This is a genomic window from Amycolatopsis sp. NPDC051106, assembly GCF_040682775.1.
In the GTDB taxonomy this organism is placed as follows: domain Bacteria; phylum Actinomycetota; class Actinomycetes; order Mycobacteriales; family Pseudonocardiaceae; genus Amycolatopsis.
Genome location: NZ_JBFBBQ010000008.1, coordinates 158154 through 185119 on the forward strand (window position 1 = coordinate 158154; position 26966 = coordinate 185119).

A 26966-nucleotide genomic window follows, 5' to 3' on the forward strand; every position below is an offset into this window, starting at 1 on the left:
GTCGGTATCTGGAGGGCCGAATGGCCCAATGGATCGCCCGATCTGCGGCAGCCGGGTGAATGTGGCCCGTCGGACCGGGGGTGGTCGGATCGCCTCGAGGCCGTTCGAGGTAGACGTCCGCGGCGAGCTCGCCGCGGACGATCGCGCGGGTGAGCACCGTGGCCGCGGCGGTGCGGCGCGGCTTGTCGCGGCGATCACCGACTGGCGGCCGATCGCGTTCACCGGCCCCGCCATCGGCGGGTTCACCGGCTCGGCCGACCTGTTCGGCGACGGGAGCGTGCGGGCGATCCAGACCGGTGACGAGGCGCAGTACGTCGACTCGGTACGCCGGATCCAGTGGCTCCGCCGCGCCTTCCTTCCCCGAACTCCTCATCCTCACCGCGCACGACCACACCGGCTACGGCGCCCGGCTGATCGCCGGGCTCGACGGGGCGAACTGTCCGATGTGGACCTGTCCTGGGCCGAGTCCTGCGAGCCGGCCACTTTCGGCGAACCGGCCAACCTCAATCCCGCGCGGCTGCCACGGTTCGTCCCGGCCGGGGACGGTGGCCCGGTCGGCCGCGTGGCCTGACACCGGCCGGGGTTCACCGCCGTTCGGTGGCCGCTTTTCAGAGGTCGATGACGACCTTGCCGTGCACGTGGCGGCCCGCCTGGAGCTCGACCGCCTCGCGGATCTTTTCGACCGGGAAGGTCGCCGCGATCGGCACCCGGAGCCGGCCCGCCGCCACTAGGCCGGCGATCTCCTCGATGGCGTTCTGGGGGGCGTTGGCGCCGTTCGCCGGTGTGATCCCGTCGACCAGTCCGGCGATGGTGGTGATGCGCTCGTCGGGCACGCCGAGTTCGCGTGCCGCCTCCACCGTGTCGGTCGCGTGCAGGTCCATGGCCGCGGTGACGCCGTCCGGAGCCAGTGCGCGGACCCGGTCGACCAGCCCGTCGCCGTAGGTGACCGGCTCGGCTCCCAGAGCGCGCAGGGCATCGGCCGAGGACGCCGACCCCGTCCCGATCACCCGCGCGCCCGCGAGGCGGGCGAGCTGGACGGCGAACACGCCCACCCCGCCACCCGCGCCGCCGATGAGCACCGTGTCGCCCGGGCCGGGGGCGACCACGGCCACCGCCGCGGCCGCCGTGCAGCCCGCGATGGCCAGCGTGGCGGCGGTGCGGTCGTCGACGCCGTCCGGGGTCGGGTGCGCCTCGCCGCCGACCGCGATGGTCCCGGCCACGTCCACGACGACGTGGTCGGCGACCGCGCGGGACAGGGCGCCGCCGAACACCCGGTCACCGACCGCGAACCCGGTCACGCCGGCACCGACCTGATCCACGACGCCGGCGTAGTCGGTGCCGAACCCGCACGGCAGGCTCAAGCCGAACCGCGCGGCGGTCTCCGCGTCGGAGGTCATGAACCAGTCCATCGGGTTCAGGCCGGCCGCGGTGACCCGCACGCGGATCTGTCCCGAGCCGGCCCGCGGTACGGGTACCTCGCGGATGGTAAAGGCCTCGGGTCCGCCGAACGACTCGAACCGGACTGCTCGGCTCGTGGTCGCCGAAGTGGTGTCTTTCATGCTCACTTGTCTCCTGTAACGGCTCGCGAAGCGCATAAACGGACTACGCTTCGGTTAGTGACCTCAAGGTAGCACAAGTGGAGCGTGATCCGTTTTGACTGCCGCCAAGCCCCGCGGACCGCGGGCGGACGCGACCCGCAACCGCCAGCAGCTGCTCGACGTGGCGACCCGCCTGTTCGCTTCGGCCGAGGCCGAGCCGTCGATGCGGGCGATCGCCCACGAAGCCGGGGTCGGCATCGCCACCCTCTACCGGCACTTCCCGACCCGGGAGGCGCTGGTCGACGCGGTCTACCAGGACCAGGTCTCGCGGCTCACCACCGGTGCCCGTGAACTCCTCGCCGAGCTCGACCCGCCCGCGGCGCTGCGCCGCTGGATGGACCTGTTCGGCGACTGGATCGCGACCAAGAACGGGATGGTCGACACCCTGCTCGCGATGGTCGAATCGGGGGAGATCGCCCATGCCCGCACCCGGGCCGAGCTGCTCGCGGCCATCGACCACATCCTCGAAGCCGGCCGCGCGAGCGGGCAGCTGCGCGCCGACGTCCCCGCCGAAGACATCGCCGCCGCCCTCATCGGCATCTTCACCGTGGCCGGCGCGCCCGAGCACGAAGCGATGGCGGCTCGCCTGCTGAACCTGCTGATGGACGGGCTCCGCCCTTCCGCTCGCGGCCCGGCCGAAGGGTGACCCCAGGGCGGATCACCCGTCAGCGCGTCGCGTCGAGCCGATCTCGTCCAGCTCGGCCAGATCCTGTTCGGAGAGCCGGATCGCCGCGCCCTCGGCGTTTTCGGTCAGGTGCGCCACCGACGAGGTCCCGGGGATGAGCAGGATGTTCGGCGATCGCCGCAGCAGCCAGGCCAGGGCGACCGACATCGGTGTGGTGCCCAGCCGCGAGGCGACCGCCGACAGCGCCGTGGACTGCAGCGGGCTGAACCCGCCGAGCGGGAAGAACGGCACGTAGGCGATGCCCTGGCCGGCGAGCTCGTCGATCAGCCGGTCGTCGTGCCGGTGCGCGAGGTTGTACATGTTCTGCACGCACACGATCGGCGCGATCGCCCGGGCTTCGGCGACCTGCTCGGCGGTGGCGTTGGACACGCCGAGGTGCCGGATCAAGCCCTCCTGCTGCAGCTCGACCAGGGTGCCGAACGCCTCGGCGAGCGAGCCGGGCTGCGGTCCGGTGGCGTCGCCGAGGCGGAGGTTCACCAGGTCCAGCCGGTCGAGGCCGAGGGTGTCCAGGTCCTCGTGGACGGCACGGCGCAGGTCCGCGGGCCGCCGGGCCGGTGGCCAGCCACCCTGCTCGTCGCGGCGCGCGCCGACCTTGGTCACGACGTGGAGCGCTTCGGGATAGGGATGCAGTGCCTCGCGGATCAGCTCGTTGGTGACGCGGGGGCCGTAGGCGCCGGAGGTGTCGATGTGGGTGATGCCGAGGTCGACGGCCGCGCGCAGGACGGCGAGCGCGCCGTCGCGGTCGGCGGGCGGCCCCATGACTCCGGGGCCGGCGAGCTGCATGGCGCCGTAGCCGAACCGGGTGACGGTCAGTTCGCCCAGGGGCCAGGTGCCGCCGGGCAGGGAAACGGTGTTCGTGCTCATGCATTCGATCTTCACGCGCGGCCGGGGGCGGCGGCCAACACCGATCCGGTGCGCTGTGATACTCGGGCGGTATCACAGCGAGGTACGGTGTGGTGTGGACACTGTGGAGACTCGCGAGCTGCGGTACTTCGTCGCCGTCGCGGAAGAACTGCACTTCGGCCGGGCCGCCGAACGCCTCGGCATCGCCCAGCCCCCGTTGTCCCGGGCGATCCAGCAGCTCGAGCGCCGGCTCGGCGTCGCCCTGCTGGAGCGCGACCGCCGCGGCGTCTCGCTGACCGGCGCCGGGGAGATCCTGCTGCAGGAAGGGCGGGCGGCGCTCGACGCGGCCACCGCCGCCGTCCGCCGCACCCGTCGTGCCGGGGATGCCGGCCCCCGTGACCGGCTGGTGCTGGCGGTGAAGGCCGGCGCGTTCCACGAGCTGCTGAACAAGCTCCTCGACGCCTACGCGGCCGAGCCCGGCGCCGCCGAGATCGAGGTCCTGCCCAGTGGCATGTGCGAACAGGACGGGATGCTGCGCGACGGCCGCGCCGACGTGGCCCTCATGCACACGCCGTTCAACTCCCTCGCCGGGTTCGACAGCGTCGAGCTGATGACGGAGGGACAGGTGGCGATCCTGCCCGCGCGGCACCCCCTGGCCGAGCGCAAGGTGTTGTCGCTGGCCGAAATCGCGGACGTCCCGGATCTTCCGCTGGCCCGCTGGCCCCGCCACGACGTCTACCCGCCCGGCCCCGGCCCGGAGGTCCACGACCAGACGCAGCTGGCCCAGCTGATCGCCCTCGGCCGCACCATGACGGTCTTCCCCGAGTCCGCCCGCACCTGGCTGTGGGACGAGCACGCCGCCGTCCCCCTGAGCGACGCCCCGGCGGTCACCACCCACATCGTCTGGCCCGCGCACAGCCGCTCGCGCGCCCTGGCCGGGCTGGTCCGGACAGCCTCGCGCCTCTGACGCGGCGCGTTCCCTCAGCGCGTGGCGAGCACCCGGCGTACCTCGTCGGCGCCCAGCACCACGGGGGAGCGCAGCGAGCCGACCTCGGCGATCTCGATCTCGACCACGTCGCCCGGCCGTAGCCCCTGATCGAGCCCCGGCACCACGGACGTGCCCGTCGAAAGGACGGCGCCGTCGGGGAAGTCGTTGTCCCGCCACAGGTACTCGACCAGTCCGGCCGGTTTGCGGTTGAGCTGCGCGGTACTGGCCTCGCCGGCGAAGACCTCGTCACCGTCGCGCAGGACGCGCATGCGGAGGCCGAGCGCCAGCGGGTCCGGCACCTCCCACGCCGGTCGCACCCGCGCCGACACCGCGCACGAACCGGTGTAGATCTTGGCCTGCGGGAGGTACAGCGGGTTCTCGCCTTCGATGCTGCGGGAGCTGACGTCGTCGACCACCACGTACCCGGCGATCTCCCCGGCGGCGGTCAGCAGCAGGCCGAGCTCCGGCTCCGGCACGTCGTTGGCGGAATCGGTGCGGATGGCGATGGGCTCACCGTCGGTGACCACGCGCCACGCGGCCGACTTGAAGAACAGCTCCGGCCGCTCCGCGCGGTACACCCGCGCGTAGACGTCCTCGTCGGCACTCTCCTCGCGGCGGGCCTCCTCGGACCGCAGGTAGGTCACCCCGGCGGCCCACACCTCCATCCGGCCGTCCAGCGGCGGCAGCAGGCGCGCCCCGGCCGCGGACACGGGCTCCCCGGCGGCCTCGGCCAGCTCGCGGATCTCCGCCACGGAGTGGCGCAGCAGCTCACTCATCGACGCCACCGCGAGCGGCCGCAGCCGCTCATCGGTGAGCAGGCCGACACGGACGGTGCCCGTGTCGTCGGCGAATCGCACCAGGTGGCTCATTCCGGACCTCCTCGGTCGGTACCGAACCTACGGAGTGCGGAGCGTGGCGGTCAACGAGTGTCGAAAGGCCGGCAGGTGCGGCGAGGTAGGCGCGATGGCGGCGATCGCTGGTCACCGCGCTGGTGGGACCGCTTGGCCGAGTACGGCGTCGAGGAGGCCGGGAAAGCGCTTTTCCACGTCTTTCGCGGACGCGGTGTGGGTCAGGCCGGATTTCGCGCAACGTGCGGAAGTGTGCGAGACGGTCGGCGGGGTTGAACGGCTCGACGGTCGGCTCAGCCGAGCAGCGGGATGTCCAACCGTCCATAGTGGAATTCCCGGACGGCGTCGACGAGTTCGTCGACGGTGAGGCGGCCGTCGCCGTCGAGGTCGATGCGGTCGAACGTCGCGTCGGAGTCGGCGTCGCTGAGTCCCACCGCCGGGCCGAGCCAGCGGCGCAGCTCCACCTTGCTCACGTACCCGTCGCGGTCGGTGTCGCACAGGTCGGCGATGGCGGCGATGGTCGGGCGGAGCAGGTCCGCGAAACCGCTGTCGCCGCGGTCGTACATCAGTTCCCGGTTGGCGGCGAGGTACTGCTCCTGGTTCATGGCGCCGTTGGGGCCGACGCCCGCGGCTTCGGCTTGGCGCTGGTACATCGCGAGCAGGGCGTCCCGCACGGCCCGGCCGCGGTCGCTGGTCGTGGTTTCGCCGAAGGCCTCGACGATGCGGCGCGCTTCCGCGTCGTAATCGGTGCGATCGATGACGCCGTCCCCATTGGCGTCCCATTTCTCGAATCGCTTGATTTCGTGCTCGGTCCTCAGGGCGGTGGTCATGGCTCATCACCCTAGGAGCGGAAAGCGGTGTCGGACAGTCGCACGAAAGGTGGACCCCGCGGCCCGCTTCACTCGCCTGACGGCCTACACCTCTACGCGGCCCTCAGCGTAAGCCTCGTGGTTCCCGCACTCCGCCGTGATCTCGGCCGTGGCCCGCGCCGCGGCGACGAAGTCGTCGGCCAGCGGGGAGGTGCGTGCTGCCGCCACCGCGAGGCACACCTGGCCCGGCGCGAGTTCCGGGACGGGCACGTAGCTGATGTCCGGACGCGAGTAGAACACGGTCTCCGAGCGCGCCACGAACGAGATGCCCCGGCCGGCCGCGACGTGCTCGAGCTTTTCCTCGACCCCGCGCACCCGGAGCCCGGAGTCGGGGTGCGGGCGCCGGGTGGGGTGCGTGTCCGGGCCGGCGTGCCAGACCAGCGGTTCACCGGCCAGGTCGGCCTCGGTGACCTCCTCCTTGCCGGCCAGCCGGTGGCCCACCGGCAGCACCACCATGAGCGGCTCGGTGTACAGCGGAGTCACCCGCAGGCCGGTCTCGTCGAGGGGAAGGCGCACGTAGCCGACGTCGACGCGGCCGTCCAGCAGCATCGAGGCCTGGTCGTCCCCTTCCATCCGCTGCACGTCCACGGCCACGTCCGGATGGCGGGCCTCGAACGCCCGCGCCGCCGGGATGACCGGGATGCCGGTCCGGAAGCCGACCACGAGCCGCCGGCTGCCGTGAGCCGCCGCGGACACCCGGCGGCGGACCGCGTCCGCGGAGGCCAGCAGCGGACCGGCGTCGGTCAGCAGCTGCCGGCCCGCGTCGGTCAACGCCACGCCGTGGCGATCCCTGGTGAACAGCGAAGCGCCGAGATCCTGCTCCAGCGCGCGGATCTGGCGGCTGAGCGCCGGCTGCGCGATGTGCAGCTCTTCGGCGGCGCGGCCGAAGTGCAACCGGTCGGCCACGGCGGCGAAGTACCGCAGCTTGCGCAGGTCCAGGTCCACAGCGCCTCCCGGTCCGGTGATGCCTTCAGGTTATCACCGCGACCGAAAGAGGTCTTGGACACCGGCTCGGGCCAAGGGCATCGTCAAGGGGGTCCGAGCGAATTCCGAAAGAGAATTCGGAAACGGAATTCATGGCGGGGAATGAGCACGGATCGACCCTCTTTCATCCAGTTTCGGAAAGCAGGCACTTCATGAGCAGCATCAGCGTCGTCGGCGTGGGGACCATGGCCGGCGCTCTCGCCCGCCGGGCGCTCGCCGGCGGCAACGCCGTCGAGATCATCGGCCGCGACCAGGCGAAGGCCAAGGAATTGGCCGCCACTCTCGACGGGGCCACCGTCGGGACGGCCGGCACCGCCCCGGCGGGGGACATCGTGGTGCTCGCCGTGCCCTACGCCGGCGCGGTGGCCGTGGTCCGCGAGTACGGGGACGTGTTGGGCGGCAAGGTCATCGTCGACATCTCCAACACCTTCAACGCCGACGCCACCGAAGTGGTCACTCCTGAGGGCACTTCCGGTGCCCAGGAGATCGCCAAGGCCGTCCCGGCGAGCGCGCACGTCGTGAAGGCGTTCAACACCGTCTTCGGCCACGTTCTGGCCCAGGGGCACTCGTTGGACGTGTTCTTCGCCGGGGACGACGCGCGGGCCAAGGCGAGTGTGTCGGCGTTCATCGAGAGCCTCGGACTGCGTCCCCTCGATGTCGGCGGCCTGGAGATGGCCCGCTGGCTGGAAGGGGTGGGGCCGCTGCTGATGGGCCTGGCCCGCCACGGCGTGGGGAGCTTCGACCTCGCCCTCGGCGTCAGCGTTTTCGGCTGAGTGCACCCCACATTTCCAAGGAGCAGTAACGTGCGCGTTTTCGTCACCGGCGGAACCGGCCATTCCGGTTCGTACATCATTCCCGAGCTCGTCGCCGCCGGGCACGAGGTCACCGGCCTGGCCCGGTCGGACACGGCCGCGGCGGCGGTGTCCGCGCTCGGCGCGAAGGTGCGTCGCGGCGACCTCGAGGATCTCGACGGGCTCAAGGAGGCGGCCGCGGATGCCGACGGCGTCATCCACGTCGCGCACCGGCAGGACCTGCTTCCGTCCGGCGGGCTCGACGCCGTGGCCGCGGCGGAGGTCCCGATCATGCTCGCGTACGGCGAAGCATTGGCGGGAACCGGAAAGCCGCTGGTCGCGGCGGGGAGCATCGGCTCGCCCGGGAACCTGGGCCGGCCGGCCGGCGAGGAGGACCCGGCCCTTCCCGTCGGCGAGGAGCACAAGGGCACCCTGCGGGCTCGCAACGTCGTGGAAACCGCCGTGGTCGGCCTCGCCGAGCGGGGGGTGCGGTCTTCGGTCGTGCGGATCGCGAACATCGCGCACAGCACGACCGATCGTGCCGGCTTCCTCGTGCGGCTGATCGCGCTGGCGAAGGAGAAGGGCTTCGTCGGCTATCCCGGAGAAGGCGCGAACCTGTGGAACGCCGTGCACATCCGCGATGTCGCCGCCGTGTTCCGCTTGGCGCTGGAGAAGGGACCGGCCGGCCGGTACTGGCACGCGGTGGGGGACGGAGGCATCCCGTTCCGCGAGATCGCCGAGGCCATCGGCGCCCGGCTGGGCCTGCCCGTCGTGAGCATTCCCGTGGACGAGCTGATGGTGCCGGGCTACTTCGGGTTCCTCGCGAACATCGTCACCCGGAGCTACCCGGCGTCCAACGTCGGCACCCGCCGGGCTCTCGGCTGGGAACCCGTTCAGCCCGGCCTGCTCGCCGGTCTGGACAACGGTCATTACTTCCCCGCCGGCTGACGGGCGGGACCTGCGCAAGGACGCCGTGGCAGACTTCGGGGACCACGATGCCCGGTCAGAGGAGCACGACGCATGACCGATCGCCCGGCCAGGCGAACGCAGGAGCAACGGCGCGCCGAGACCGAGCGGCGCGTGCTGGACGCCGCGATGGCGCTCATCGCCCGCAGCGGGTCGCGGGCCGTCACGCTCGCCGAGGTCGGGGAAGCCGCCGGCTACAGCCGAGGCATCGTCTACCACCACTTCGGCAGCCGGGAACGGCTGCTGGAAGCCGTGCTCGACCAGGCGCAGCGGTTCGACGTCCCCGCCTACCAGGGGAACAGCCTGGACCACCTGGTGCGGATCATCGAGGCGTACCTGCGCCACGTCGTGCGGCAGACACCGTCGGCGCGCGCGTTCCTGCAGCTGTGGGGCGAGGCGATCGCGGCCGACCCCGTGCTGGCTCCGCTGTTCGCACGGCGGGACGCCGACTTCCGGCAGCTCCTGGCGGACGTGGTCCGCCAGGGCGTCGCCGACGGGTCCGTCCGGCCCGACGCGAACCCGGCCGCGGCCGCCGTGCTCGTCGTCGCCCTGGTCCGGGGGACCGGTTTGCAGCTCATCGCCCAGCCTCCGGTGCGCAACGTCCCCACCCTCGTCCGGGAGGCGATGCGCGCGGTACGCGCGGCCTTCGCGGTCACGCCGTAGCTTCCGGCAATGGTCTCCCGCGCCGTCCGCTGCTATAGTTACTTGCATACATGCACGCAAGTTTGGAGTGAAGATGGCTGTTCCGCTGGTACTGGTGCACGGCAATCCCGAGAGCTCCGGCGTGTGGGGACCGTTGATCGCCGCACTCGGCCGCGACGACGCGATAGCGCTGTCCCCGCCCGGCTTCGGGGTGCCCGCGCCGGACGGCTTCTCCGCCACCGTCGACGGCTACCGCGAGTGGCTCGCCGCGCGGCTGGAGCAGTTCCGGGAACCCGTCGACCTCGTCGGCCACGACTGGGGCGGCGCACACGTCGCCGGGATCGCGATGACCCGCCCGGATCTGATCCGCAGCTGGGCGTCGGACGCGCTCGGCCTTTTCGACCCGGGCTACGTCTGGCACGCGCGGGCCCAGGTGTGGCAGCAGGAAGGGGCGGGCGAGGCCTCGGTGAAGGAGATCTTCGGCGGCACGCTGGCGCAGCGCCTGGAGGTCGTCGGCGCGCTCGGGATGACCGGCCCGGTCGCGGAACGCGTCGCCGCCGGGATGGACGACGGCATGGGGCGGGCGGTGCTTTCGCTGCTGCGGTCGGCCGCCCAGCCGGCGATGGCCGACGCGGGCCGCGGTCTCGCGAAGGCGCGACAGCGGCCCGGCCTGGCCCTGATCGCCCTCGCGGACGCCGACCAGGCCAGTGGAACGCCCGCGCAGCACCGGTCCGCGGGCGAGGCCGCCGGCGCCGAGATCGCCGAACTCGCCGGTGTCGGGCACTGGTGGCCGGTGACGGACCCGCACCCGGTGGCGCGCGCCCTGACCGCGTTCTGGTCCCGTTTGGACGGTTAGGCCGGCGGTCGTCGCAGGTGCCGGTCAGCGGTCGTCGGCCGGGCCGCTCGTGGTGATCGCCGGGCTGACGATCGCCGCGAGCCGCAGCTTGGTCTCGTCCTCGCTGCCCGGAGCCGCGGTCATGATCACGATCTTCAGCTCGGAGTCGCCGTCGGTCAGCACGTCGCAGTCCACCGTGACCGGTCCCACCGCGGGGTGCTCGATCGTCTTGTGGTCTTCACGGTGGGCGGTCACGGTGCCGGCCGCCCACAGCTCGGCGAAGCGCCGGTTTCCCTTGTGCAGGACGCGGATCAGTTCGGCCAGGCGCTTGTCGTGCGGGAAGCGTCCGGTGGCGCGGCGCAGGTCCGACACGACGGCGGCGTCGGTCGCCGCACTGTCCAGTTCGGACACCGGCCACAGCGCGAGGCGAGCGGGCCCGGCGTCGACCGGGAACCGGTCGCGGGCGAAGTTGCGCAGCTGCGGGGGCGCGGACGCGGGATGGCCGAGCAGCGCGGCCCACCCGGGGTTCCACCAGATCAGCTGCCAGTCCGCCGCGAAGACGGCGACCGCGACGTCCCCCAGCCGGGTGAGGACCCGGCGGACACCGGGCGGGATGTGGTCGGAGATCGCGCCGTCCGCCGGCGGGGCGAGGCGGGCCAGCCGGTACAGGTGGTCACGCTCGGCGGTGGACAGTTGCAGGGCGCGCGCCAGGGCCGCCACGACCGACGCGGAGGGCGTCGTGGCCCGCCCCTGCTCCAGGCGCACGACGTAGTCGACCGACATGCCGGCGAGCTCGGCGAGCTCCTCGCGGCGCAGGCCGGCCGCCCGACGCGACCGGGCCGCCGGCAGTCCCGCGGCCGACGGCGGCAGCCGATCCCGCCAGGTGCGGATCATCGCACCGAGCTGCGTGGGGGAGTGCGGGGTCATGACGTCCATCATCCCGCAGCCGCCACCGCTGGAGGTGGTACTGCTGTTCCTACCGTCGAGGCGTCCCTGGCCGGGGCGCCGCGAGGGGACGAAGGTGGACTCCATGACGATCACTTTCATCACCGGGGCGAACAAGGGGCTGGGCCGTGAGACCGCCCGCCGTCTCGTCGCACTCGGCCACACCGTCCTGCTCGGAGCCCGCAACCCCGAACTGGGCGCCGAAGCCGCCGCCGCGGTCGGCGCGCGGTTCGTCCCCATCGACGTGACCGATGACGCTTCCGTGGCCGCCGCGGCCGCGAACGTCGCCGAGCACGAGGGCTCGATCGACGTCCTGATCAACAACGCCGGCATCAACGGCCCCGTCGGCGACCCCAGCGCCCTCACCGCGGCGGACGCCTTCGGGGTCTTCGACGTCAACGTCGTCGGCGCGATCCGGACGACCACCGCGTTCCTGCCGCTGCTGCGCCGGTCGGCGGACCCGGTCATCATCAACGTCAGCAGCGGGCTGGGCTCGCTGGCCATCACGCACGACCCGGCGCGGATCGAGTCGAAGGTCATCGTGCCGCTCTACACCGCCTCGAAGGCGGCGCTGACGATGCTGACGACCCAGTACGCCAAGGCGCTGACCGACATCCGCGTCAACGCCGTCGACCCCGGCTACACGGCGACCGACCTCAACGGCCACAGCGGTCCGCAGACCGTGACCGAAGGCACGGACGCCATCGTCGGCCTCGCGACCGAGAAGCCCGGCGCCGGCTCCGGGCGCTTCGTCGACCGGGAGGGGGACCTCGCCTGGTCCTGAGCCCGGCCGGGGCCGGCGAGCAGTCGCTGGCGGTGCTCAAGTACCGGACAGCGAGTCCGGCATCAGCTCGTGATTCCCTTGCCCGGCAAAGAGATCTTCGCCGCGATCGACGGGGTCAGCGGCACGTCGAGGCTTCCCTCGACGAGCTCCGTCCGCAGCCGGTTCGTGGCCCGCCAGCCGTCCAGGGCGCGGTCCGGGTCGGCGGCCGAAACCGCCAGGAGCAGCGCGTCCACGAGGAGGAGCTGGCACACCAGGCCGCTGGGCAGCGAGTTCTCCGTGGACGGCGTCACGAGCACCGTGTCCACCCGGTCGGCGAAGTGGCTGGCCAGCATCTCGGTGATCAGCACGACCGGGCAGCCGATCCGGAGGGCTTCGCTGATCGCCACGTCGTGCTCGCGCACGTGGCGCAGCGGTGCCACCAGCACCAGCGCGGAGTCCGGCCGCAGCTGGCCGAGCTCGTCGGCGAAGTTGTAGCCGGTCAGGCCGGTCACCGTGGCGATCCGGCCGATGCGGCGCAGGCCCAGTGCCAGCGAATCGGCCACCGGCAGGGCCGAACCGTAGCCGACGACCAGCGTGTTCGCCGCCGCGGCGAGCGTGGTGGCCGCCGCTTCGAACGTCTCCGGGGGGACCGAGCGGGGGAGGGCCCGGACGAGCTCGGCCGCGTCCAGGCTGATCCGGTCCAGCAGCCGGCCGCCGTCGTCGGAGCGGGTCAGGTGGTCGGCGAGGGTCTGCTCCGGGTCTCGGACCGGGTTGAGCACCGCCGCGGCCGCGCGCCGCAGTTCGCCGAGGCCGCTGAAGCCCAGCTGCTTGACCGTCCGGATGACCGTCGCGTCGCTGACCTCCGCGCGCCGGGCGATCTCCTGCGCCGAGAAGACCGACGCTTCGGCGGGGTGGTGGGCGAAGAAGTCGACCACCCGGAGCCCGCCCGCGCTCAGCTGGTCGCGGACCTGGGCGATGCGTTTCGTGAGCGTGAGTTCCATCTAGTCCCCACTAGACATTCGCGATTTCATGAAGTACACACTACATCACCCTGATGGGCGGAGGTAGTGACATGCCACGGACACCCCGGTCGCTCGCGGCCGTGCTGGTCTCGATCCTGACCTTGACCGGCTGCGGGCTCGGCTCGGCCGGCGCCGCCGACCCCGCACTGGTCACCCGGCCCCACGGCCGCTGCGACCCGGCGATGACCGCGGCCCTGCCCGCGCCCGTCCGCCAGCGCGGCGCGTTCCAGGTCGCGATGGTGCCGGACACGCCGCCGATGGCCTACTACGCCGAGGACGACGCGACGATCGTCGGCTTCGACCGCGACCTGAGCCAGGCCATCGCCGACGTGTTCTGCGTCGGCACCGACCCGGTCCCCACCAACATCGACGCGGTCGTGCCCGGGCTCGCCTCCGGGCGCTACGACCTGGTGCTCGCCTCGCTCAGCCCGACCGCGGAGCGCCGGAAGAAGGCCGACTTCGTCACCTACTACAACGGCGGGCAAGGCTTCCTCGCGAGCCACACCACCACCTTCGCGGTGCGCACCTACGCCGACCTGTGCGGCCGTGAGGTCGGCGTCGTGGTCGGGTCGGTCCAGCAAGGACAGCTGGACCAGGCGGCCGGCACCTGCGCCGAGGCCGGGCGGCCCGCCTGGCGGATCAGCCTGTTCCCCAACGGCACCGCCGCGGTGCTCGCCCTGCGCAGCAGCCGCATCGACGTCCTGTACTTCTCCATCTCGCTGACGCAGTACGTCGCGAGCCGGTCGCCGGACCTGTTCCGGCTGGCCGGGCGGTACAAGCGGGCCGTCGTGGCGTTGGGGCTCAAGCGGGACTCGCCGCTGACCGGCGCCGTCCACGAAGCCGTGCGCCGCCTGATGGCCGACGGCACCTACCGCACGATCCTGGACAAGTGGGGCCTCCAGGAGAACCACCTCGACACGACGGAGATCCTGAAAGGACGGTCATGAGCATGGTTTCCCTCGACCGCGGCACGGAAACGCGGCTTCCGGCGCGCATCCTCGGCCGGAAGAAGTACGGCACGTGGATCGCCGGCGCGGTCGCCGCGGTCGTCGTCGCGCTGGTCCTCGTGTCCGCCTTCACGAACGAGAACTTCTCCTGGTCGGCGTTCGGGCACTACCTCTTCAGCCCGTCGCTCCTGCTCGGGCTGGGACACACCGTCGAACTGGCGGTGATCTCGATGGCGCTGTCGATCGTCCTCGGGGTCGTCCTGGCCATGATGCGCCAGTCGGCGAACAAGTTGCTGACGACGGCGGCGGGCGCGTACGTCTGGGTCTTCCGCGCGACGCCGCTGCTCGTGCTGCTGCTCCTGCTCTACAACCTGGCCGCGCTGTACCCGAAGCTTTCGCTCGGGAACCTGGTCTCGGTGGACACGAACACCGTCATCACGGTGGCGGGAGCCGCGATCATCGGGCTCACCCTGCACGAATCGGCGTACTGCGCGGAGATCTTCCGCGCGGGGCTGATCTCCGTCGGGCGTGGCCAGCGCGAAGCGGCCGAGGCGCTGGGGATGCCGGGAATGCTGGCCCTGCGCCGCATCGTGCTGCCGCAGGCGATGCGGGCGATCGTCCCGCCGTTGACGAACCAGTTCGTCAACGTGGTCAAGACGACGTCGATCGTCAGCGTCATCGCGATGCCGGAACTCCTCTACAGCGCCCAGATCATCTACGCGCGGACCTACGAGACCATCCCGCTGCTCCTGGTCGTGACGTTCTGGTACCTCGTCATCACCGCTCTGCTCACCGTCGCTCAGCGACACATCGAACGGCACTTCAACCGCGGGGAGGCGGGCCTGTGACCACATCGGCGATCGAGATCCGGAGCGTGCACAAGCGGTACGGCTCCCTGCACGTCCTGCACGAGGTCGACCTGGTCGTCCGGCCCGGCGAGGTCGTCTGCCTGATCGGTCCTTCGGGGTCCGGGAAGAGCACGCTGCTGCGCTGCATCAACAACCTGGAGAAGATCCAGGCGGGCTCGATCCTCGTGGACGGCGGCCTGGTCGGCTACCGGTGGGCCGGCGACGACCTGCAGGAGACGACGCCGCGCCAAGCCCGCCGCGCCCGCCGGGACATCGGCATGGTGTTCCAGCAGTTCAACCTGTTCTCCCACTTCACGGTGCTGCAGAACCTGATCGAAGCGCCGGTCCGCGTCCTCGGCGTGCCGCGCCGCGAGGCCGTCGAACGCGCCGAAGAGCTGCTCGCGAAAGTCGGGCTGTCCGAGAAGCACGCGAGCTATCCGGCGCAGCTGTCCGGCGGGCAGCAGCAGCGCGTCGCCATCGCGCGCGCCCTGTGCATGCGACCGAAGCTCATGCTGTTCGACGAACCCACCAGCGCACTGGACCCCGAACTGGTCGGCGAGGTCCTCGACGTCCTGCGCGACCTGGCCGGGGAAGCCATGACCATGGTCATCGTCACGCACGAAATGGGGTTCGCCCGCCAGGTCGCCGACACGATCGTCTTCATGGACCAGGGCCGGATCGTCGAACGCGGACCGGCGAGCCAGGTCCTCGACGCCCCGCGCGAGGACCGCACCCGCCGGTTCCTCGAGCGGGTCGGCTGAAGGGGAGGAAACGCACGTGCGATCCGTCGAGTACGCCGTCATCGGGGGTGGTGTCGTGGGCACCGCCACCGCGTGGAACCTCGCCCGCCGCGGCGCGGAAACCGTCCTGCTGGAAGGGAACGAGCTCGCGTCCGGCGCTTCGGGCGGCCCCGGCCGCCGAGGGGTCCGTGCCGGAGGCCGGGACCTGAGGGAACTGCCGCTCGCGCGGCGCGCGATGGAACTCTGGCCGGAGCTGGACTCGCTCCTCGGCGCGCCGACCGGCTACCGGCGCAACGGCCTCCTCAGCGTCTACGACGTCGAGGTCGCCGGGGTTTCGGGTTGGCAGAGCCTGCCCGCCCGGGCACAAGCGCAGCAGGCGGCCGGAATCCCGTGTTCGATCGTCGACCGCGAGGAGCTGGACGAGAGGCAGCCGGGACTGGCCGGCGACATCCGGGTCGCGCTCTTCACGCCCGAAGACGGCACGGGCGACCACCCGGCGACGACGAAGGCCTTCGCCAAGGCCGCCGGCGAACGGGGCGCACGCGTCCTCGAGCACACCGCGGTGACCGGCCTGGTTCCGCACCCCGACGGCTCGGTCACGCTGCGCGTGGCCGAGGGCGACGAACTGCGCGTCACCCGCGGGGTGGTCCTCGCGGCCAACCGGGCGGTGCCGCGGCTGCTCGCGGACTCGTTCGGACTGAGCCTGCCCGTGTGGGAGAAGGCCACGCAAGTCACGTTCGTCGCGCCACCGCCGGGCTTCGCCCTGAACCACCAGGTCGGGCACACCCGGCGCTCGCTTTCGGTGAAGCTGACCGACGAGGGCCAGGTGATGCTGTCCGGCGGGCGGCCGGGTGGCTGGGACGCGGCGAATGGCGTCGGCACGCCCGATCCGGAAGTCCTGCGGGCCAGCCTGGCCGACGCGGCCGCGACCATTCCGGCATTGGCCGGTGCGGAGGCAGTCGCCGTCGACACCAGCCGCGCCGACACGAGCACCATCGACCTGATCCCGGTCATCGACACCGTGCCCGGCCACGCGTCGGTGTTCGCCGCCACCGGGTGGAGCGGCCACGGCTTCGCGTTGGCCCCGGCGGTCGGCGAAGCGCTGGCGGACTGGGCCCTCGACGGAGAACGTCCGGAAGTGCTGCGGCCCTTCACCTTCGCTCGGCTGGGGGTGGGGTAGGGAAGGCGAAGCGCCGTCCGGGGTGATCATGCTGCCGTGGTCCGGGCGACAATCGGAGGATGACGATGCCCGCTATCTCGAACGTCGCCGTGGTCGGTCCGGGGGCGATCGGTACGACCGTCGCGGCGGCGCTGCATCAGGCGGGACGCACGCCGAGGCTGTACGGCCGCACGGCTCGTGATCAGCTCGTCCTGCGCACCGCGGAGGATCGGATCGTGGTGCCGGGCCCCGTCCGGGTCGAGGTGACCGAGGACGTGGTCCCGGCCGATCTCGTGTTCCTGGCCGTCAAGGCGACGCAGGTCGAGGCGGCCGCGCCGTGGCTGGCCGCGCTGTGCCGGCCCGGCACGGTGGTCTGCGTCCTCCAGAACGGGGTCGAACAGGAAGCCGCCGTCGCGGCCCACGCTCCCCGTTGCCAGGTGCTGCCCAGCGTCGTGTGGTTTCCGGCGCAGGCCCAGGCCGACGGCTCGGTGTGGCTGCGCGCCGAGGCCCGCCTGACGGTGCCGGACACCCAGCCGGGCCGCGTGGTGTCCGAAGCGCTGTCCGGGAGCCTGTGCACGGTCGAGCCGGTGACCGACTTCCGTTCGCCGGCGTGGCGCAAGCTCCTGCAGAACGCGCTCGCCGGGCTCATGGTCCTCACCGGCAGGCGAGCCGGCATGTTCGCCCGCGCCGACGTCGCCGAACTCGGGCTCGCGTACCTGCGGGAGTGCCTCGCCGTGGCCCGGGCCGAGGGGGCCGACCTCGACGACGCGGTGCCCGGGGAGATCGTCGCCGGCTTCCGGGCCTACCCGGCCGATCTGGGTACGTCGATCCTGACCGACCGGGAGGCCGGGCGGCCCCTCGAATGGGAGGTCCGGAACGGGGTCGTGCGGCGATGTGGACAGCGGCACGGCATCCCGACACCGATCAGCGACCTGGTCGTTCCGCTGCTCGCCGCCGCCAGTGACGGGCCCGGGTGACGCGGCGGTCCTGACACGGCGCTGAAGGCCGTCTTCTCCGGTTCGTCCGGGGGAGGCGGCCTTCGTGCTGTCGGCCGACGACCGCGAACTGGCACTTGACCGGACATTTGCTCAATTGTACGGTCAATTCATGTCAGAGGCGTTGCACCTGCGGATCAAGCGGGCGATCGAAGAGCAGATCCACTCCGGTGCGCTGCCGGCCGGAGCGCGGCTGCCGACCGAGAAAGACCTGTGCGACCAGTACGGCGTCAGCCGCGCCACCGCGCAGCGCGTGCTCAACGACCTGGCGAAAGCGGGCCTGGCCGTCCGGCGGCGGCGGCACGGCACCTTCGTCGCGGACGGCGTGCGGCAGGTCAACCTGCTCAACTTCGTCGTGCCCGGCACCGCCGAGAAGGGTGCTCCGGGCCGCCACGAGATCGTGTCCGCGCGGATCACGACGGCCGCCGACGCCGTTCTCACCCTGCCCGGCGCGGAGCCGGACACCGCCGTGGTCGAACTCGTCCGCCGCAAGCTGGACCTGCGCGAACGACCGCAGTCGATCGAGCGGCACGTCCTGCTCTTCTCGGTGGCTCCCGACCTGCTGGACGAGGACCTCGAACACCTCGTCAGCCTCGCTTACCTGCGACGCCGGGGCGTGCCGGTCGACACGATCCGGCTCTACCTCGACCCGGTGAACCTCGACGAACACGACGCGGGCCTGCTCGACAGCGAGCCGGGCACGGCGACCATGCGGCGACGCCGGGAGCTGCGCGTCACCGACGGGAGCGTCGTCGAAGTCGTCACCGCGCTCATCCGCCCGGGTACCGCCGAGTTCTTCGTCGAGCTGCCCGCTTCGGCCGTCTGAGCACTGTCCACTGTGTCCACTTCGAAAGGGAGGTTCGCGGATGAAGGTCATCGTGGCCGGGGCCGGTGTGCTGGGGACCGCGGTCGCCCGGGCGCTCGCCGTCGCCGGCGAGGAGGTGCTGCTGCTGGACCGGTGGCGGCCGGGCAGCGGGACCAGCTCGACGACGTTCGCGTGGACCAACGCGAACCGGAAGCTCGACCCGGCCTACCACCGGCTGAACGTCGCGGGCATGGCCGAGCACGCGGACCTCGCCCGGCGGCTGCCCGGCCCGCCGTCGTACTTCCCCAGCGGCGCCCTGCACTGGGCCGACTCCGCGAGCGCGCCCTGGCTCACGGACAACGTCGACCGGTTGCGGGCCCTCGGATATCCGGTGCGGTGGATCGAGCGCGACGAAGCGACGCGGATCGCCGGAGCACTCCGGATTCCCTCGGACGCGGTGTCGTTCGCGCACTTCCCGAGCGAGGGGTACGTCCTGCCGGACCGGCTGCTGGGAAACCTGCTCGCGGACGCCGAACGCCACGGGGCGACGTTCACGATCGGCGAGGTCGTCACGATCGACGACGGCCCCGGCGAAGTGTCCGCCACGCTGGCCGGCGGCGAGGTCCGCACGGCCGACCGGGTCGTCCTGGCGACCGGCCGCTGGAGCGAGCGGCTCGCCGCGGAAGCCGGGATCGACCTGCCGATGCTGACCGACGTCGAGCGGGGAGCACCGGCGATCGGGCTGCTCGGCTACGTGCGGACACCCGGGATCGACCTGCGCTGCGTGGTCCATTCGCCGGGGCTCAACCTGCGTCCCGCGGCCGGCGGGCACACCGTCGTGCAGGCCCTCGACCTGAACGCCACCGTCGACCCGGCCGACCCGCCGTCCCCGGACGGGCCGATCGCGCGCGAGATCGCCCGGCGGCTCACGGCTGTGCTGCCCGAACCGGCCCCGGCTCCGGAAATCGACCTGCGCGTCGGGTTCCGTTCCCTGCCCGCGGACGGCCACACGATCGCCGGGTACGGCTCCTCCCGCGTCTACTGCCTCGTATCGCACAGCGGCGTCACCCTCGGGCCGCTGCTGGGCCGCCTGGTCGCGACCGAGCTCGTGACCGGCCGGGGCCAAGAGCTCCTCGACGCGTTCCGCCCCGCCCGCTTCGCCGGCCGGCGGCGCCCGGACTTCGCAGCAGACCAGCACGCCACCCGGCTGGGTGAGCAATAAGTCCCCACCACGGAAGGCCGATCGGGATGACGGAAACGCACCGAAGCACCACTGCTCCCCGGACCGGGATGACCGTTCTCTTCCGCGTCATCGGCGCGATCGAACGCGCCGGGAACAAGCTGCCGCACCCCTTCTGGCTGTTCTGGATCCTGGCCGGGGTGCTGGCGGTCACCAGCCTCGTGCTGGCGCTGGCCGGCGTCCACGTCACCCTGCCGAAGACCGGCGAGGTCGTCGAGGTCAAGAACCTGCTTTCGCTGGACGGGATCGGCTTCGCCGCGAAGTCCGCATTGGACAACCTCGCGAAGTTCCCGCCGCTGGCGGTCATCCTCGTCATGCTGCTCGGGGTGAGCGTCGCCGAGAAGAGCGGCCTCCTCGAAGCCCTCCTGCGGATCACCGTGGTCCGCCTGCCCGGGCGCTGGGTGACGTTCGCGATCGCGTTCAGCGGGATGATCGCGCACATCATGAGCGACTCGGCGTACCTCGTGATGATCCCGTTGGGCGCACTCGCCTTCCGCGCGGCCGGCCGCAGCCCGGTGCTCGGGGTGATGGTCGCCTACGTCGCGGTGTCGGCGGGCTTCAACGCCAGCCCGCTCGTCACGCCGTCCGACGCCATCCGGTCGTCGCTGACCGCCGCGGCGGCGAAGACCGTCGACCCCGGCTACGTGGTGACGCCCGTCGCGACGTACTTCTTCTCCGCGGTGTCGTCGGTGGTCCTGGCCGGGCTGATCACCCTGGTCGTCGAGCTCGTCCTGGCCAAGCGGCCCGAGTTCGCACCGTCCGAAGAGGATGGTGACCCCGCCGTGGCCGCCCCGGCCATCCGGCTGACCGCCGTGGAACGCCGGGCGATGAAGGTGACCGCCGGGGTGTTCGTGCTGTTCGTGGCGGTGGTCGCGGTGCTCGTGGTGCTGCCGGGCTCGCCGCTGATGGGGGCCGGCGGCAGTTTCGTGCAGTCGGCGGTCGTGGTGAACATCAGCGTGTTCATCGCCCTGCTGTTCGCGGTCCTGGGTTTCGGCTACGGCCGGATCACCGGCACCATCCCGTCGCTGTCGGACGTCCCGGTGATCATGGCCGGGGGAGTGGCCAAGATCGCTCCCGTGATCGTGCTCTTCTTCGCCGTCTCGCAGTTCCTGGCCTACTTCACGTGGACCGGCATCGGGTCGGTCGTGGCGGTCGGGGGCGCGGACCTCCTGCGTTCGCTGAACGCGCCGCACCTGGTCGTGCTGCTCGCCATCGTGCTGGCCGTCGCCCTGCTGAACATGCTCGTCACCAGCGGTTCGGCGATGTGGGCGATCCTCGCGCCGATCCTGGTGCCGATGATGATGTACCTGCAGGTGCGGCCGGAAGCGGCGATGGGCGCCTTCATGATCGGCGACTCGGTCACCAACGCGGTGACCCCGATGAGCCCGTACTTCGTGCTGGCGCTGGGTTTCGTGCAGCAGTACCGGAAGAACGCGGGGATCGGGACCCTGATGTCCTTCACCGTGCCGATCGCGTTCGTCTTCCTGATCGCCTGGTCGGCGCTGTTCGCGCTCTGGTACGGCCTCGGCCTGCCGCTGGGCCCGGGGGTTTCCCTCCGGTAGGGCCCGCTCATCCCAGCCGCGCCGCCCGGGTCAGGAGGTGGCGCCGCTCGGGCTCGCTGGTGGTGCGCCGGGCCGCCTCGCGGTAGCCGGCGCGGGCCGCGTCGCGGTCGCCGGCCAGCTCCAGCAGGTGGGCCCGCACCGACACGAGGTGGTGGGAGACGGCGATGCGCCCGTCGGCCGCGACGGTGTCGAGCAGGGCCAGCCCCGCCGCGGGGCCGTGGACCTCGGCCACCGCGACCGCCCGGTTGAGCGTCACCGCCGGGTTGGGGGCCACGCGCTCGAGCACCGTGTAGAGGGCCAGGATCTGCGGCCAGTCGGTGACGTCGGCGGTGGGTGCCTCGTCGTGGACGGCGGCGATGGCGGCCTGCAGCTGGTACGGGCCGATCGGGCCGCTCGCCAGGGCAGCGGTCACCAGCGCCACGCCTTCGGCGATGGCTTCGGTGTCCCAGAGCGTCCGGTCCTGTTCGCTCAGCGGCACCAGCGAGCCGTCCGGCGCCGTGCGGGCCCGGCGGCGGGCGTCGGTCAGCAGCAGCAGGCCCAGGAGCCCGGCCACCTCACCGTCGCCGGGGACCAGCCGGTGCAGGTCGCGGGCCAGCCGGATGGCCTCGGCCGTCAGCTCGGCCCGCACCAGCCGCGTTCCCGACGTGGCCGTGTAGCCCTCGTTGAAGACGAGGTAGATCACCTGGAGCACGACCGCGAGCCGCGCCGCCTGCTCGGCCGGCGGCGGCAGGGCGAAGCCGGCTCCGGCCGCCTTGATGCGCTGCTTGGCCCGGCTGATGCGCTGCGCCATGGTCGCCTCGGGCACGAGGAAGGCCCGGGCGATCTCGGCGGTCGACAGGCCGCCGACGGCCCGCAGCGTCAGCGCGATCTGCGACGGGGGCGTCAGCGCCGGGTGGCAGCACAGGAACAGCAGCGTGAGGGTGTCGTCGTGCTCCTCGCCACCGGCGGGAGGGGGCGGCGTGCGGAGGGCGTCGGCCTCCTCCCGCCGGCGGCGGGCGGCGTCGCTGCGCACGTGGTCGGCGAGGCGGCGCGTCGCCACCGTCACCAGCCACGCCCGGGGGCTCTCCGGCCACCCCTCCACCGGCCACTGGGCCGCGGCCGCCACCAGCGCCTCCTGGACGGCGTCCTCGCAGGCGTCGAACCGGCCGTAGCGGCGCACCAGCGCGCCGAGCACCTCCGGGACCAGCCGCCGGACCGCCCGCCAGTCGGTCACGGCTCGAGGGTGGCCTCGTGCATGAGTGGCCGGACCTCGACCCCCCAGTGGCGCGCCGAGGGGTTGCGGGCCGCGATCTCCAGGGCCCGCTCCAGGTTCTCGCAGTCGAGGATCGTGAAGCTGCCCAGGTACTCCTTGGCCTCGGCGAAAGGGCCGTCGGTCACCACCGGCGTCCCGCCGGCGACCCGGACCATCTTGGAGTTCAGCTGGTCGGCCATCCCGTAGGCGCCGACCAGCTCACCGGACTCGAACAGCTCCTGGTTGAGGGCGTCGGTCTCGCGGATGAGCTCGGCGAGCGCCTCCGCACCGATCGAGCCGAAGGCTTCTTCGTTGCCGTAGATCAGCAGCATGTACTTCACCGTGCGCTCCTCCGCTCCGCCTGGGCCGGTCCGACCAGCTCGCCGCTGGCACCACGATCGTCCAGCACCAGTTTCGACCGCCCGGTGACGGTATAGCGGAGGTGGGTGACCCCCGGCGACTCGACGACGCGGTCCGGGACGAGCTCGATGCCCTCGTCCGCGCCGAGGCCGAGGCCGGTGTCGAACAGGCGCTGGCCGTCACCCAGCAGCACCGGCGCGACGTGCAGCTCGAACTGGTCGAGCAACCCGGCGCGCAGGACCTGGCGCAGGAGCTCCCCGCCGCCGGCCACGGCCACGTCCTTGCCGCCGGCGGCGTCCCGGGCCAGCTCGACGGCCCGCTCGGGTCCTTCGGTGACGAAGGTGAAGGAGGTACCACCCCGGCGTTCGAGCACATCCCGGGGGCGGTGGGTGACGACGAACACCGGGGCGTGGAACGGCGGCTCGTCACCCCAGGGGGCCTCGCCGGCGTCGAACATGCGCCGGCCCATGACGTAGGCGCCGGCCGCGGCGAACGTCTCCGCGATGATGTCCGAGTCGATCGACTGCTCGCCGCCGGTGCCGCCCTGCCGCTCGCGCCAGGCCGCGGCGTCGACGGCCCAGCGGGTGACCCGGAAGAACCCGGGCGCTTCGGGTCCCTTCATCCAGCCACTCATGTCCGTGGCGCCCGGCGCGTCCCGCGGTCCGGTGTAGAAGCCGTCGAGGGACACCGACATCTGGGCGGTCACCTTGGTCATCGTGCGTGCTCCTGCCGTGGGGGCGGCCCGCTCGGCCGCCGGTGCCCACTGGTCGGAGCCGAGCGCTCGTTCTCGACATGCGCCGACGAGAAGTTTTGATCACGCCGCGGATGCGTTTTCGGACCGCGCCGGCGAGCGGGTGTCGGTGACCGCGGTGTACACGGCGGTGGCGTCGAGCGCGGGATCCCACAGGACGGTGCCGACGACGTGGGCGAGCTTGCGTCGCCGGTGCTGCTCGGTGTCGGTGAGCGCGACGTCCGTGGTGCGGCCGTTCTTGACCGCGTAGACCGCGCGGGTCACGAGGACGGCTTCCTGCCGGGTCGTGCCGAGTTCGGCGGCCGCCGCGAAGATCTTCTCCGCCGCAGCGCGGGCGAGGTCGTTCATCGTCTTTCCCCCGGGGACGGGCCGGGTCACGCGGCGGCGAGCCCGGCTCGCCGACGAAGAGCGGGCTGCTGCGGTTCTTCGGCCAGGAGGTCCTCGGCGCGGGCCAGGAAGTCGTCGATCGCGCGCAGCCGGGCCGCGGTGCGCCGTTCGGCTTCGGCGGCCCGCTCCCGCACGGCCGCGGCGCGGCGGTGTGCCGTCGCGACGATGGCGTCCGCTTCGGTCCGGGCGCATTCGAGCATGAGCCGGACGCGCTCGCCGAGCGCGCCCGGGTCGGCCGGCGTGCGGGCCAGCCGGTTCAGCCGGGTACGCAGGTCATCGACCTCCGCGCGGGCCGATTCCAGGTGCCGCAGAAGGGTTTCGGCCTCGGCGACGGCGGCGTCGCGGTCGAGGGTCAGCAGCCGGATCTCTTCGTTCAGGTCGGCCAGGTGCTCGTCGACCTGCTCACGGTCGTAGCCGCGGACCGCGAGGGCGAAGGACACCGGCAGCGGCAGGGAACCGGGCGTCACGTCGTGCTCCGGTCGCGCAGGGCGGCGTCGAGTCCGGCGAGGCCGGTGGCGGTGCGCAGCGCCGGTGGGTCGAGCCGGCCGACGCGGTGGTCGTCTTCGCGCAGTGCGGTGACGAACCGGGCGATCTTCCCGGGGGCCGGGGTGATGGTGGGCCCGCCGAGGTAGCGCACGACGATGAGGTCTTCGCCGGAGTGGGTCTCGACGGCGGCGGCCCAGCCGCGGACCTCGTCCCACAGCAGGGCGACGTCCCGGCCGGGGTACCCGGGCAGGTGCTCGTCGAGCGCGACGTAGGCGGAGACGGGGGTGTCGTGGTCGACGGTGCAGGATTCGGGGCCGATGCCGAGTGCGGTGGTGACGTCGGCGAGGTAGGTCCACAGCGCGGTGAGGGCGGGGTGGCCGGCCGGGATGTGCAGCGATGCGGTCACGGGTGCGGGTGCCTTCCGGGGACAGTGTCTTCCGGGTCTTTCGAGGACAGTGCCTTTCGGAGACGGCCTTTCGGAGACGGCCTTTCGGGGACGGGCGTGGCCGGCGCAGGACCGGGCCGGGGTGCCGGTCCTGCGCCGGGCGGGCTCGTCAGGCCTGGATCTCCTTGCGGTCGCCGGCCGCGCCGGTGATGTCGATGCGGCGTGGCTTGGCCTTCTCGGCGACCGGGATGCGCAGGGTCAGCACGCCGGCTTCGTAGTCGGCGGTGATGTGGTCGGTGTCGAGGGTGTCGCCGAGGAACAGCTGGCGGGAGAAGACGCCGAGCGGGCGTTCGGACACCTGCATCTGGACGTCGTCACCGCCGGCCGCGGGCCGTCGTTCGGCCTTGACGGTCAGGACGTTGCGCTCGATGTCGAGCTCGATGGCGTTCTTCGTGACGCCGGGCAGGTCGAAGCAGACGACGAACTCGTCGCCGGCGCGATAGGCGTCCATCGGCATCGCGGCCGGCTTGGACCAGGTCCCGGGGCCACCGAAGACCTGCTGGGCGAAGCGGTCCAGTTCCCGGAACGGGTCGGTGCGCATCAACATGGGGTCCACCTCCTGGCTCGATGATCTGGTGTCAACACGCACTACTGTTCTAACATGTCATCGAAACGATGACAAGTAATTGGTCGTCGAAGGGATGACAGATGGTGGACGGGGATCCGATCGGCGCCGTGCGGGACGTTCACGAGGTGGTGCTGGCGGCGGCTCGCGGGGAAGTGCCGGCCGACCGGCTGCTGGCCACGCTGGCCTCGTTGCGTTCGCTGCGGGAGCAGCTGGCCGGGTGGGAGCCGGAGCTGATCGCCGCGGCGCGCTCCGGCGGTACCAGCTGGGCGGCCCTCGCGCCGGCACTGGGCGTGGCGAGCAGGCAGGCCGCGGAACGGCGGTTCCTCCGGCTGCGGCCGTCGGCGTCGGGAAAGACGACGGGGGAGGCGCGGGTCGACGCCGTGCGGGACCGCCGTGCGGGTGATCGCGCGGTCGCGGACTGGGCTCGCCGCAACTCCGCGGTGCTGCGGCAGCTGGCCGGTCAGGTCAGTGCGCTCGAAGACCTGGACGGCGAGGCGCGCGTGAACGCCGACCGGCTCGGCGCGGCCCTCGGCGACGACGACGTCACCAGCCTGCTACCCCCGCTGGCCGCGGTCCGCGGCCACCTGAAGCGCGCCCACGCGGGCCTGGCCGACCGGGTCCGCGCCATCGGCGACCACGTCGACCTGGTGCGCCGCGACGCCGCCGGGCACCGCCGCGGGCGCGCCGTCTGACCACGGCGGCCCGGGGGTCAAGCGTTGAGCTGGGTGACCGCGCCGACGATCCGCGGGTTGCCGGACTGCGGGCGACCGGCGAACTTGGCGTTCTCCACCGGGTGGAAGTTCATCGAAGCCAGCTGCGCACGTCGGGGATCCGGTACGCCGCGGTCCGGCTCACCGATGAGTTCGGGGCCTCGGGTGCGTCATACGTGCAGAGGCTGAAGTTCGCGGGGAAGAAGGTGTTGTCCTGGTGACCGACGTGACGAGCCCGCCGCGGCCGGAGAAGTTCGACGAACCCGCGTTCGCCGCGCTGGTCGAACGCCACCGCGCGGAGCTGCACCTGCACTGTTACCGGTTCATGGCGGCGACGCAGGACGCGGAGGACCTGGTCCAGGAGACGTTCCTGCGCGCGTGGGCGAAACGCGGGAGTTTCCAGGGCCGGTCGACGTTGCGGGCGTGGCTGTACGGCATCGCGACGAACGCGTGCCTCGACGCGCTTCGCCGTCGTGCGCGGCGGGTGACACCGCCGGAAGTGACCGGTCCGGCCGATCCGCTGGCCCGGCCGGGGCCGGCGACGGACCTGCCGTGGCTGGAGCCGTATCCGGACGTTCTGGTGGAGAACGTCGTGGCGGCCGGGGTGGACCCGGAAGCGATGCTGGTGCGCCGGGAGGCGACCGAGCTGGCGTTCATGGCCGCGATCCAGCACCTGCCGCCGCGGCAGCGTGCGGTGCTCATCTTGCGGGATGTCGTGGAGTGGTCGGCGAAGGAAACGGCCACGGCGTTGGGCATGACGGTGGTGTCGGTCAACAGCGCGTTGCAGCGCGCCCGGGAGACGCTCAGGAGGCGCTGGGTGCGCGAGGACGCCGGTCACCGGGCGTTCTCGCGCCTCAGTGAGGTTTTCTCAGTAGGGCTGAGTGGGGTGCGTGTTATCCCCAGATCAGACGTGGGGCCACTGGTAGGACTGAGTTTGCGAAGACCAAGCCCAC

32 protein-coding genes are annotated in these 26966 nt (G+C 72.2%); 18 read left to right on the top strand and 14 right to left on the bottom strand.

The window, feature by feature from the left end:
- Nucleotides 1-28: 28 nt before the first annotated feature.
- Nucleotides 29-571: a hypothetical protein gene (locus AB0M83_RS09645; protein ID WP_364514969.1), complete on the top strand. Its 543-nt coding sequence runs from the start codon at nt 29-31 to the stop codon at nt 569-571.
- A 37-nt stretch (nt 572-608) separates the two neighbouring features.
- Here the strand turns inward: AB0M83_RS09645 and AB0M83_RS09650 are convergent, their stop codons facing one another.
- Nucleotides 609-1559, bottom strand: coding sequence for an NADP-dependent oxidoreductase (locus AB0M83_RS09650; RefSeq protein WP_364514971.1), 951 nt, complete (start codon nt 1557-1559; stop codon nt 609-611).
- 94 nt (nt 1560-1653) lie between these two features.
- Between AB0M83_RS09650 and AB0M83_RS09655 the strand changes: the two genes are divergently transcribed.
- Nucleotides 1654-2244, top strand: coding sequence for a helix-turn-helix domain-containing protein (locus AB0M83_RS09655; RefSeq protein ID WP_364514974.1), 591 nt, complete (start codon nt 1654-1656; stop codon nt 2242-2244).
- A gap of 12 nt (nt 2245-2256) precedes the next feature.
- Here the strand turns inward: AB0M83_RS09655 and AB0M83_RS09660 are convergent, their stop codons facing one another.
- The gene (locus AB0M83_RS09660) at nt 2257-3147 is read right to left on the bottom strand and encodes an aldo/keto reductase family oxidoreductase (RefSeq protein WP_364514977.1); all 891 of its coding nucleotides are present in this window, start codon (nt 3145-3147) and stop codon (nt 2257-2259) included.
- Between the two features lie 94 nt (nt 3148-3241).
- Between AB0M83_RS09660 and AB0M83_RS09665 the strand changes: the two genes are divergently transcribed.
- Nucleotides 3242-4093, top strand: a complete 852-nt coding sequence (locus AB0M83_RS09665) for a LysR family transcriptional regulator (protein ID WP_364514980.1) — start codon at nt 3242-3244, stop codon at nt 4091-4093.
- 14 nt (nt 4094-4107) lie between these two features.
- Here the strand turns inward: AB0M83_RS09665 and AB0M83_RS09670 are convergent, their stop codons facing one another.
- The 3 genes from AB0M83_RS09670 to AB0M83_RS09680 all read right to left on the bottom strand — a co-directional run bounded on the left by AB0M83_RS09670 (nt 4108) and on the right by AB0M83_RS09680 (nt 6776).
- Nucleotides 4108-4983 carry a fumarylacetoacetate hydrolase family protein gene (locus AB0M83_RS09670; protein WP_364514983.1) on the bottom strand — a complete coding sequence of 292 codons (876 nt, stop codon included), beginning with the start codon at nt 4981-4983 and terminating at the stop codon, nt 4108-4110.
- A 272-nt stretch (nt 4984-5255) separates the two neighbouring features.
- Entirely contained in the window at nt 5256-5792 is a 537-nt protein-coding gene (locus AB0M83_RS09675; protein ID WP_364514985.1) for an EF-hand domain-containing protein, read from the bottom strand.
- An 84-nt stretch (nt 5793-5876) separates the two neighbouring features.
- Entirely contained in the window at nt 5877-6776 is a 900-nt protein-coding gene (locus tag AB0M83_RS09680) for a LysR substrate-binding domain-containing protein (protein ID WP_364514987.1), read from the bottom strand.
- A 191-nt stretch (nt 6777-6967) separates the two neighbouring features.
- On the opposite strand from AB0M83_RS09680, the gene AB0M83_RS09685 reads away from it, so the two are divergent.
- The 4 genes from AB0M83_RS09685 (at nt 6968) to AB0M83_RS09700 (ending at nt 10070) form a co-directional block, all read left to right on the top strand.
- Nucleotides 6968-7588 carry an NAD(P)-binding domain-containing protein gene (locus tag AB0M83_RS09685; protein WP_364514990.1) on the top strand — a complete coding sequence of 207 codons (621 nt, stop codon included), beginning with the start codon at nt 6968-6970 and terminating at the stop codon, nt 7586-7588.
- A gap of 30 nt (nt 7589-7618) precedes the next feature.
- A complete protein-coding gene (locus tag AB0M83_RS09690) occupies nt 7619-8554 on the top strand; it encodes an SDR family oxidoreductase (RefSeq protein WP_364514992.1) in 936 nt (311 codons plus the stop codon).
- A 72-nt stretch (nt 8555-8626) separates the two neighbouring features.
- Nucleotides 8627-9235, top strand: coding sequence for a TetR/AcrR family transcriptional regulator (locus AB0M83_RS09695; RefSeq protein ID WP_364514995.1), 609 nt, complete (start codon nt 8627-8629; stop codon nt 9233-9235).
- Nucleotides 9236-9308: 73 nt separating this feature from the next.
- Nucleotides 9309-10070, top strand: coding sequence for an alpha/beta hydrolase (locus AB0M83_RS09700; RefSeq protein ID WP_364514998.1), 762 nt, complete (start codon nt 9309-9311; stop codon nt 10068-10070).
- Nucleotides 10071-10094: 24 nt separating this feature from the next.
- Here the strand turns inward: AB0M83_RS09700 and AB0M83_RS09705 are convergent, their stop codons facing one another.
- A complete protein-coding gene (locus AB0M83_RS09705) occupies nt 10095-10976 on the bottom strand; it encodes a helix-turn-helix transcriptional regulator (RefSeq protein ID WP_364515000.1) in 882 nt (293 codons plus the stop codon).
- A 103-nt stretch (nt 10977-11079) separates the two neighbouring features.
- Here AB0M83_RS09705 and AB0M83_RS09710 point away from each other — a divergent pair, with 103 nt between their 5' ends.
- The gene (locus AB0M83_RS09710; RefSeq protein ID WP_364515002.1) at nt 11080-11778 is read left to right on the top strand and encodes an SDR family NAD(P)-dependent oxidoreductase; all 699 of its coding nucleotides are present in this window, start codon (nt 11080-11082) and stop codon (nt 11776-11778) included.
- A gap of 62 nt (nt 11779-11840) precedes the next feature.
- On the opposite strand, the gene AB0M83_RS09715 is transcribed toward AB0M83_RS09710, so the two are convergent.
- Complete coding sequence (locus AB0M83_RS09715) at nt 11841-12758, bottom strand: MurR/RpiR family transcriptional regulator (RefSeq protein ID WP_364515004.1); 918 nt, start codon at nt 12756-12758, stop codon at nt 11841-11843.
- A 71-nt stretch (nt 12759-12829) separates the two neighbouring features.
- Here AB0M83_RS09715 and AB0M83_RS09720 point away from each other — a divergent pair, with 71 nt between their 5' ends.
- From AB0M83_RS09720 to AB0M83_RS09755, 8 genes are all read left to right on the top strand, one after another.
- Nucleotides 12830-13726, top strand: coding sequence for a transporter substrate-binding domain-containing protein (locus AB0M83_RS09720; RefSeq protein WP_364515007.1), 897 nt, complete (start codon nt 12830-12832; stop codon nt 13724-13726).
- Nucleotides 13723-14574 carry an amino acid ABC transporter permease gene (locus tag AB0M83_RS09725; protein WP_364515009.1) on the top strand — a complete coding sequence of 284 codons (852 nt, stop codon included), beginning with the start codon at nt 13723-13725 and terminating at the stop codon, nt 14572-14574. The genes AB0M83_RS09720 and AB0M83_RS09725 overlap by 4 nt, the downstream gene beginning before the upstream one ends.
- Nucleotides 14571-15335: an amino acid ABC transporter ATP-binding protein gene (locus AB0M83_RS09730; RefSeq protein ID WP_364515011.1), complete on the top strand. Its 765-nt coding sequence runs from the start codon at nt 14571-14573 to the stop codon at nt 15333-15335. The genes AB0M83_RS09725 and AB0M83_RS09730 overlap by 4 nt, the downstream gene beginning before the upstream one ends.
- A 16-nt stretch (nt 15336-15351) precedes the next feature.
- Nucleotides 15352-16494: an FAD-binding oxidoreductase gene (locus AB0M83_RS09735; protein WP_364515014.1), complete on the top strand. Its 1143-nt coding sequence runs from the start codon at nt 15352-15354 to the stop codon at nt 16492-16494.
- A 59-nt stretch (nt 16495-16553) separates the two neighbouring features.
- A complete protein-coding gene (locus AB0M83_RS09740) occupies nt 16554-17450 on the top strand; it encodes an oxidoreductase (RefSeq protein ID WP_364515017.1) in 897 nt (298 codons plus the stop codon).
- 130 nt (nt 17451-17580) lie between these two features.
- Complete coding sequence (locus AB0M83_RS09745; RefSeq protein ID WP_364515020.1) at nt 17581-18294, top strand: GntR family transcriptional regulator; 714 nt, start codon at nt 17581-17583, stop codon at nt 18292-18294.
- 40 nt (nt 18295-18334) lie between these two features.
- Nucleotides 18335-19495, top strand: a complete 1161-nt coding sequence (locus AB0M83_RS09750) for an FAD-dependent oxidoreductase (protein ID WP_364515022.1) — start codon at nt 18335-18337, stop codon at nt 19493-19495.
- A 68-nt stretch (nt 19496-19563) separates the two neighbouring features.
- Entirely contained in the window at nt 19564-21075 is a 1512-nt protein-coding gene (locus AB0M83_RS09755; protein ID WP_364515024.1) for an AbgT family transporter, read from the top strand.
- Nucleotides 21076-21082: 7 nt separating this feature from the next.
- Here the strand turns inward: AB0M83_RS09755 and AB0M83_RS09760 are convergent, their stop codons facing one another.
- The 7 genes from AB0M83_RS09760 to AB0M83_RS09790 all read right to left on the bottom strand — a co-directional run bounded on the left by AB0M83_RS09760 (nt 21083) and on the right by AB0M83_RS09790 (nt 25282).
- Nucleotides 21083-22288: a DUF6596 domain-containing protein gene (locus AB0M83_RS09760; RefSeq protein ID WP_364515026.1), complete on the bottom strand. Its 1206-nt coding sequence runs from the start codon at nt 22286-22288 to the stop codon at nt 21083-21085.
- Nucleotides 22285-22638, bottom strand: a complete 354-nt coding sequence (locus AB0M83_RS09765; protein WP_364515063.1) for a YciI family protein — start codon at nt 22636-22638, stop codon at nt 22285-22287. The genes AB0M83_RS09760 and AB0M83_RS09765 overlap by 4 nt, the downstream gene beginning before the upstream one ends.
- 5 nt (nt 22639-22643) lie before the next feature.
- Nucleotides 22644-23381: a dihydrofolate reductase family protein gene (locus tag AB0M83_RS09770; RefSeq protein ID WP_364515028.1), complete on the bottom strand. Its 738-nt coding sequence runs from the start codon at nt 23379-23381 to the stop codon at nt 22644-22646.
- A gap of 99 nt (nt 23382-23480) precedes the next feature.
- Entirely contained in the window at nt 23481-23765 is a 285-nt protein-coding gene (locus tag AB0M83_RS09775; protein ID WP_364515031.1) for a hypothetical protein, read from the bottom strand.
- A 26-nt stretch (nt 23766-23791) separates the two neighbouring features.
- Entirely contained in the window at nt 23792-24271 is a 480-nt protein-coding gene (locus AB0M83_RS09780; RefSeq protein WP_364515037.1) for a DivIVA domain-containing protein, read from the bottom strand.
- The gene (locus tag AB0M83_RS09785; RefSeq protein WP_364515040.1) at nt 24268-24696 is read right to left on the bottom strand and encodes a DUF6292 family protein; all 429 of its coding nucleotides are present in this window, start codon (nt 24694-24696) and stop codon (nt 24268-24270) included. The genes AB0M83_RS09780 and AB0M83_RS09785 overlap by 4 nt, the downstream gene beginning before the upstream one ends.
- 148 nt (nt 24697-24844) lie before the next feature.
- Complete coding sequence (locus AB0M83_RS09790; RefSeq protein ID WP_364515043.1) at nt 24845-25282, bottom strand: Hsp20/alpha crystallin family protein; 438 nt, start codon at nt 25280-25282, stop codon at nt 24845-24847.
- Nucleotides 25283-25383: 101 nt separating this feature from the next.
- On the opposite strand from AB0M83_RS09790, the gene AB0M83_RS09795 reads away from it, so the two are divergent.
- On the top strand, nt 25384-25995 hold the full coding sequence (locus tag AB0M83_RS09795) for an HSP18 transcriptional regulator (protein WP_364515046.1): 612 nt from the start codon (nt 25384-25386) through the stop codon (nt 25993-25995).
- 235 nt (nt 25996-26230) lie between these two features.
- The coding region (locus AB0M83_RS09800) for an RNA polymerase subunit sigma-70 (RefSeq protein WP_364515049.1) at nt 26231-26966 on the top strand (736 nt) is incomplete at its 3' end.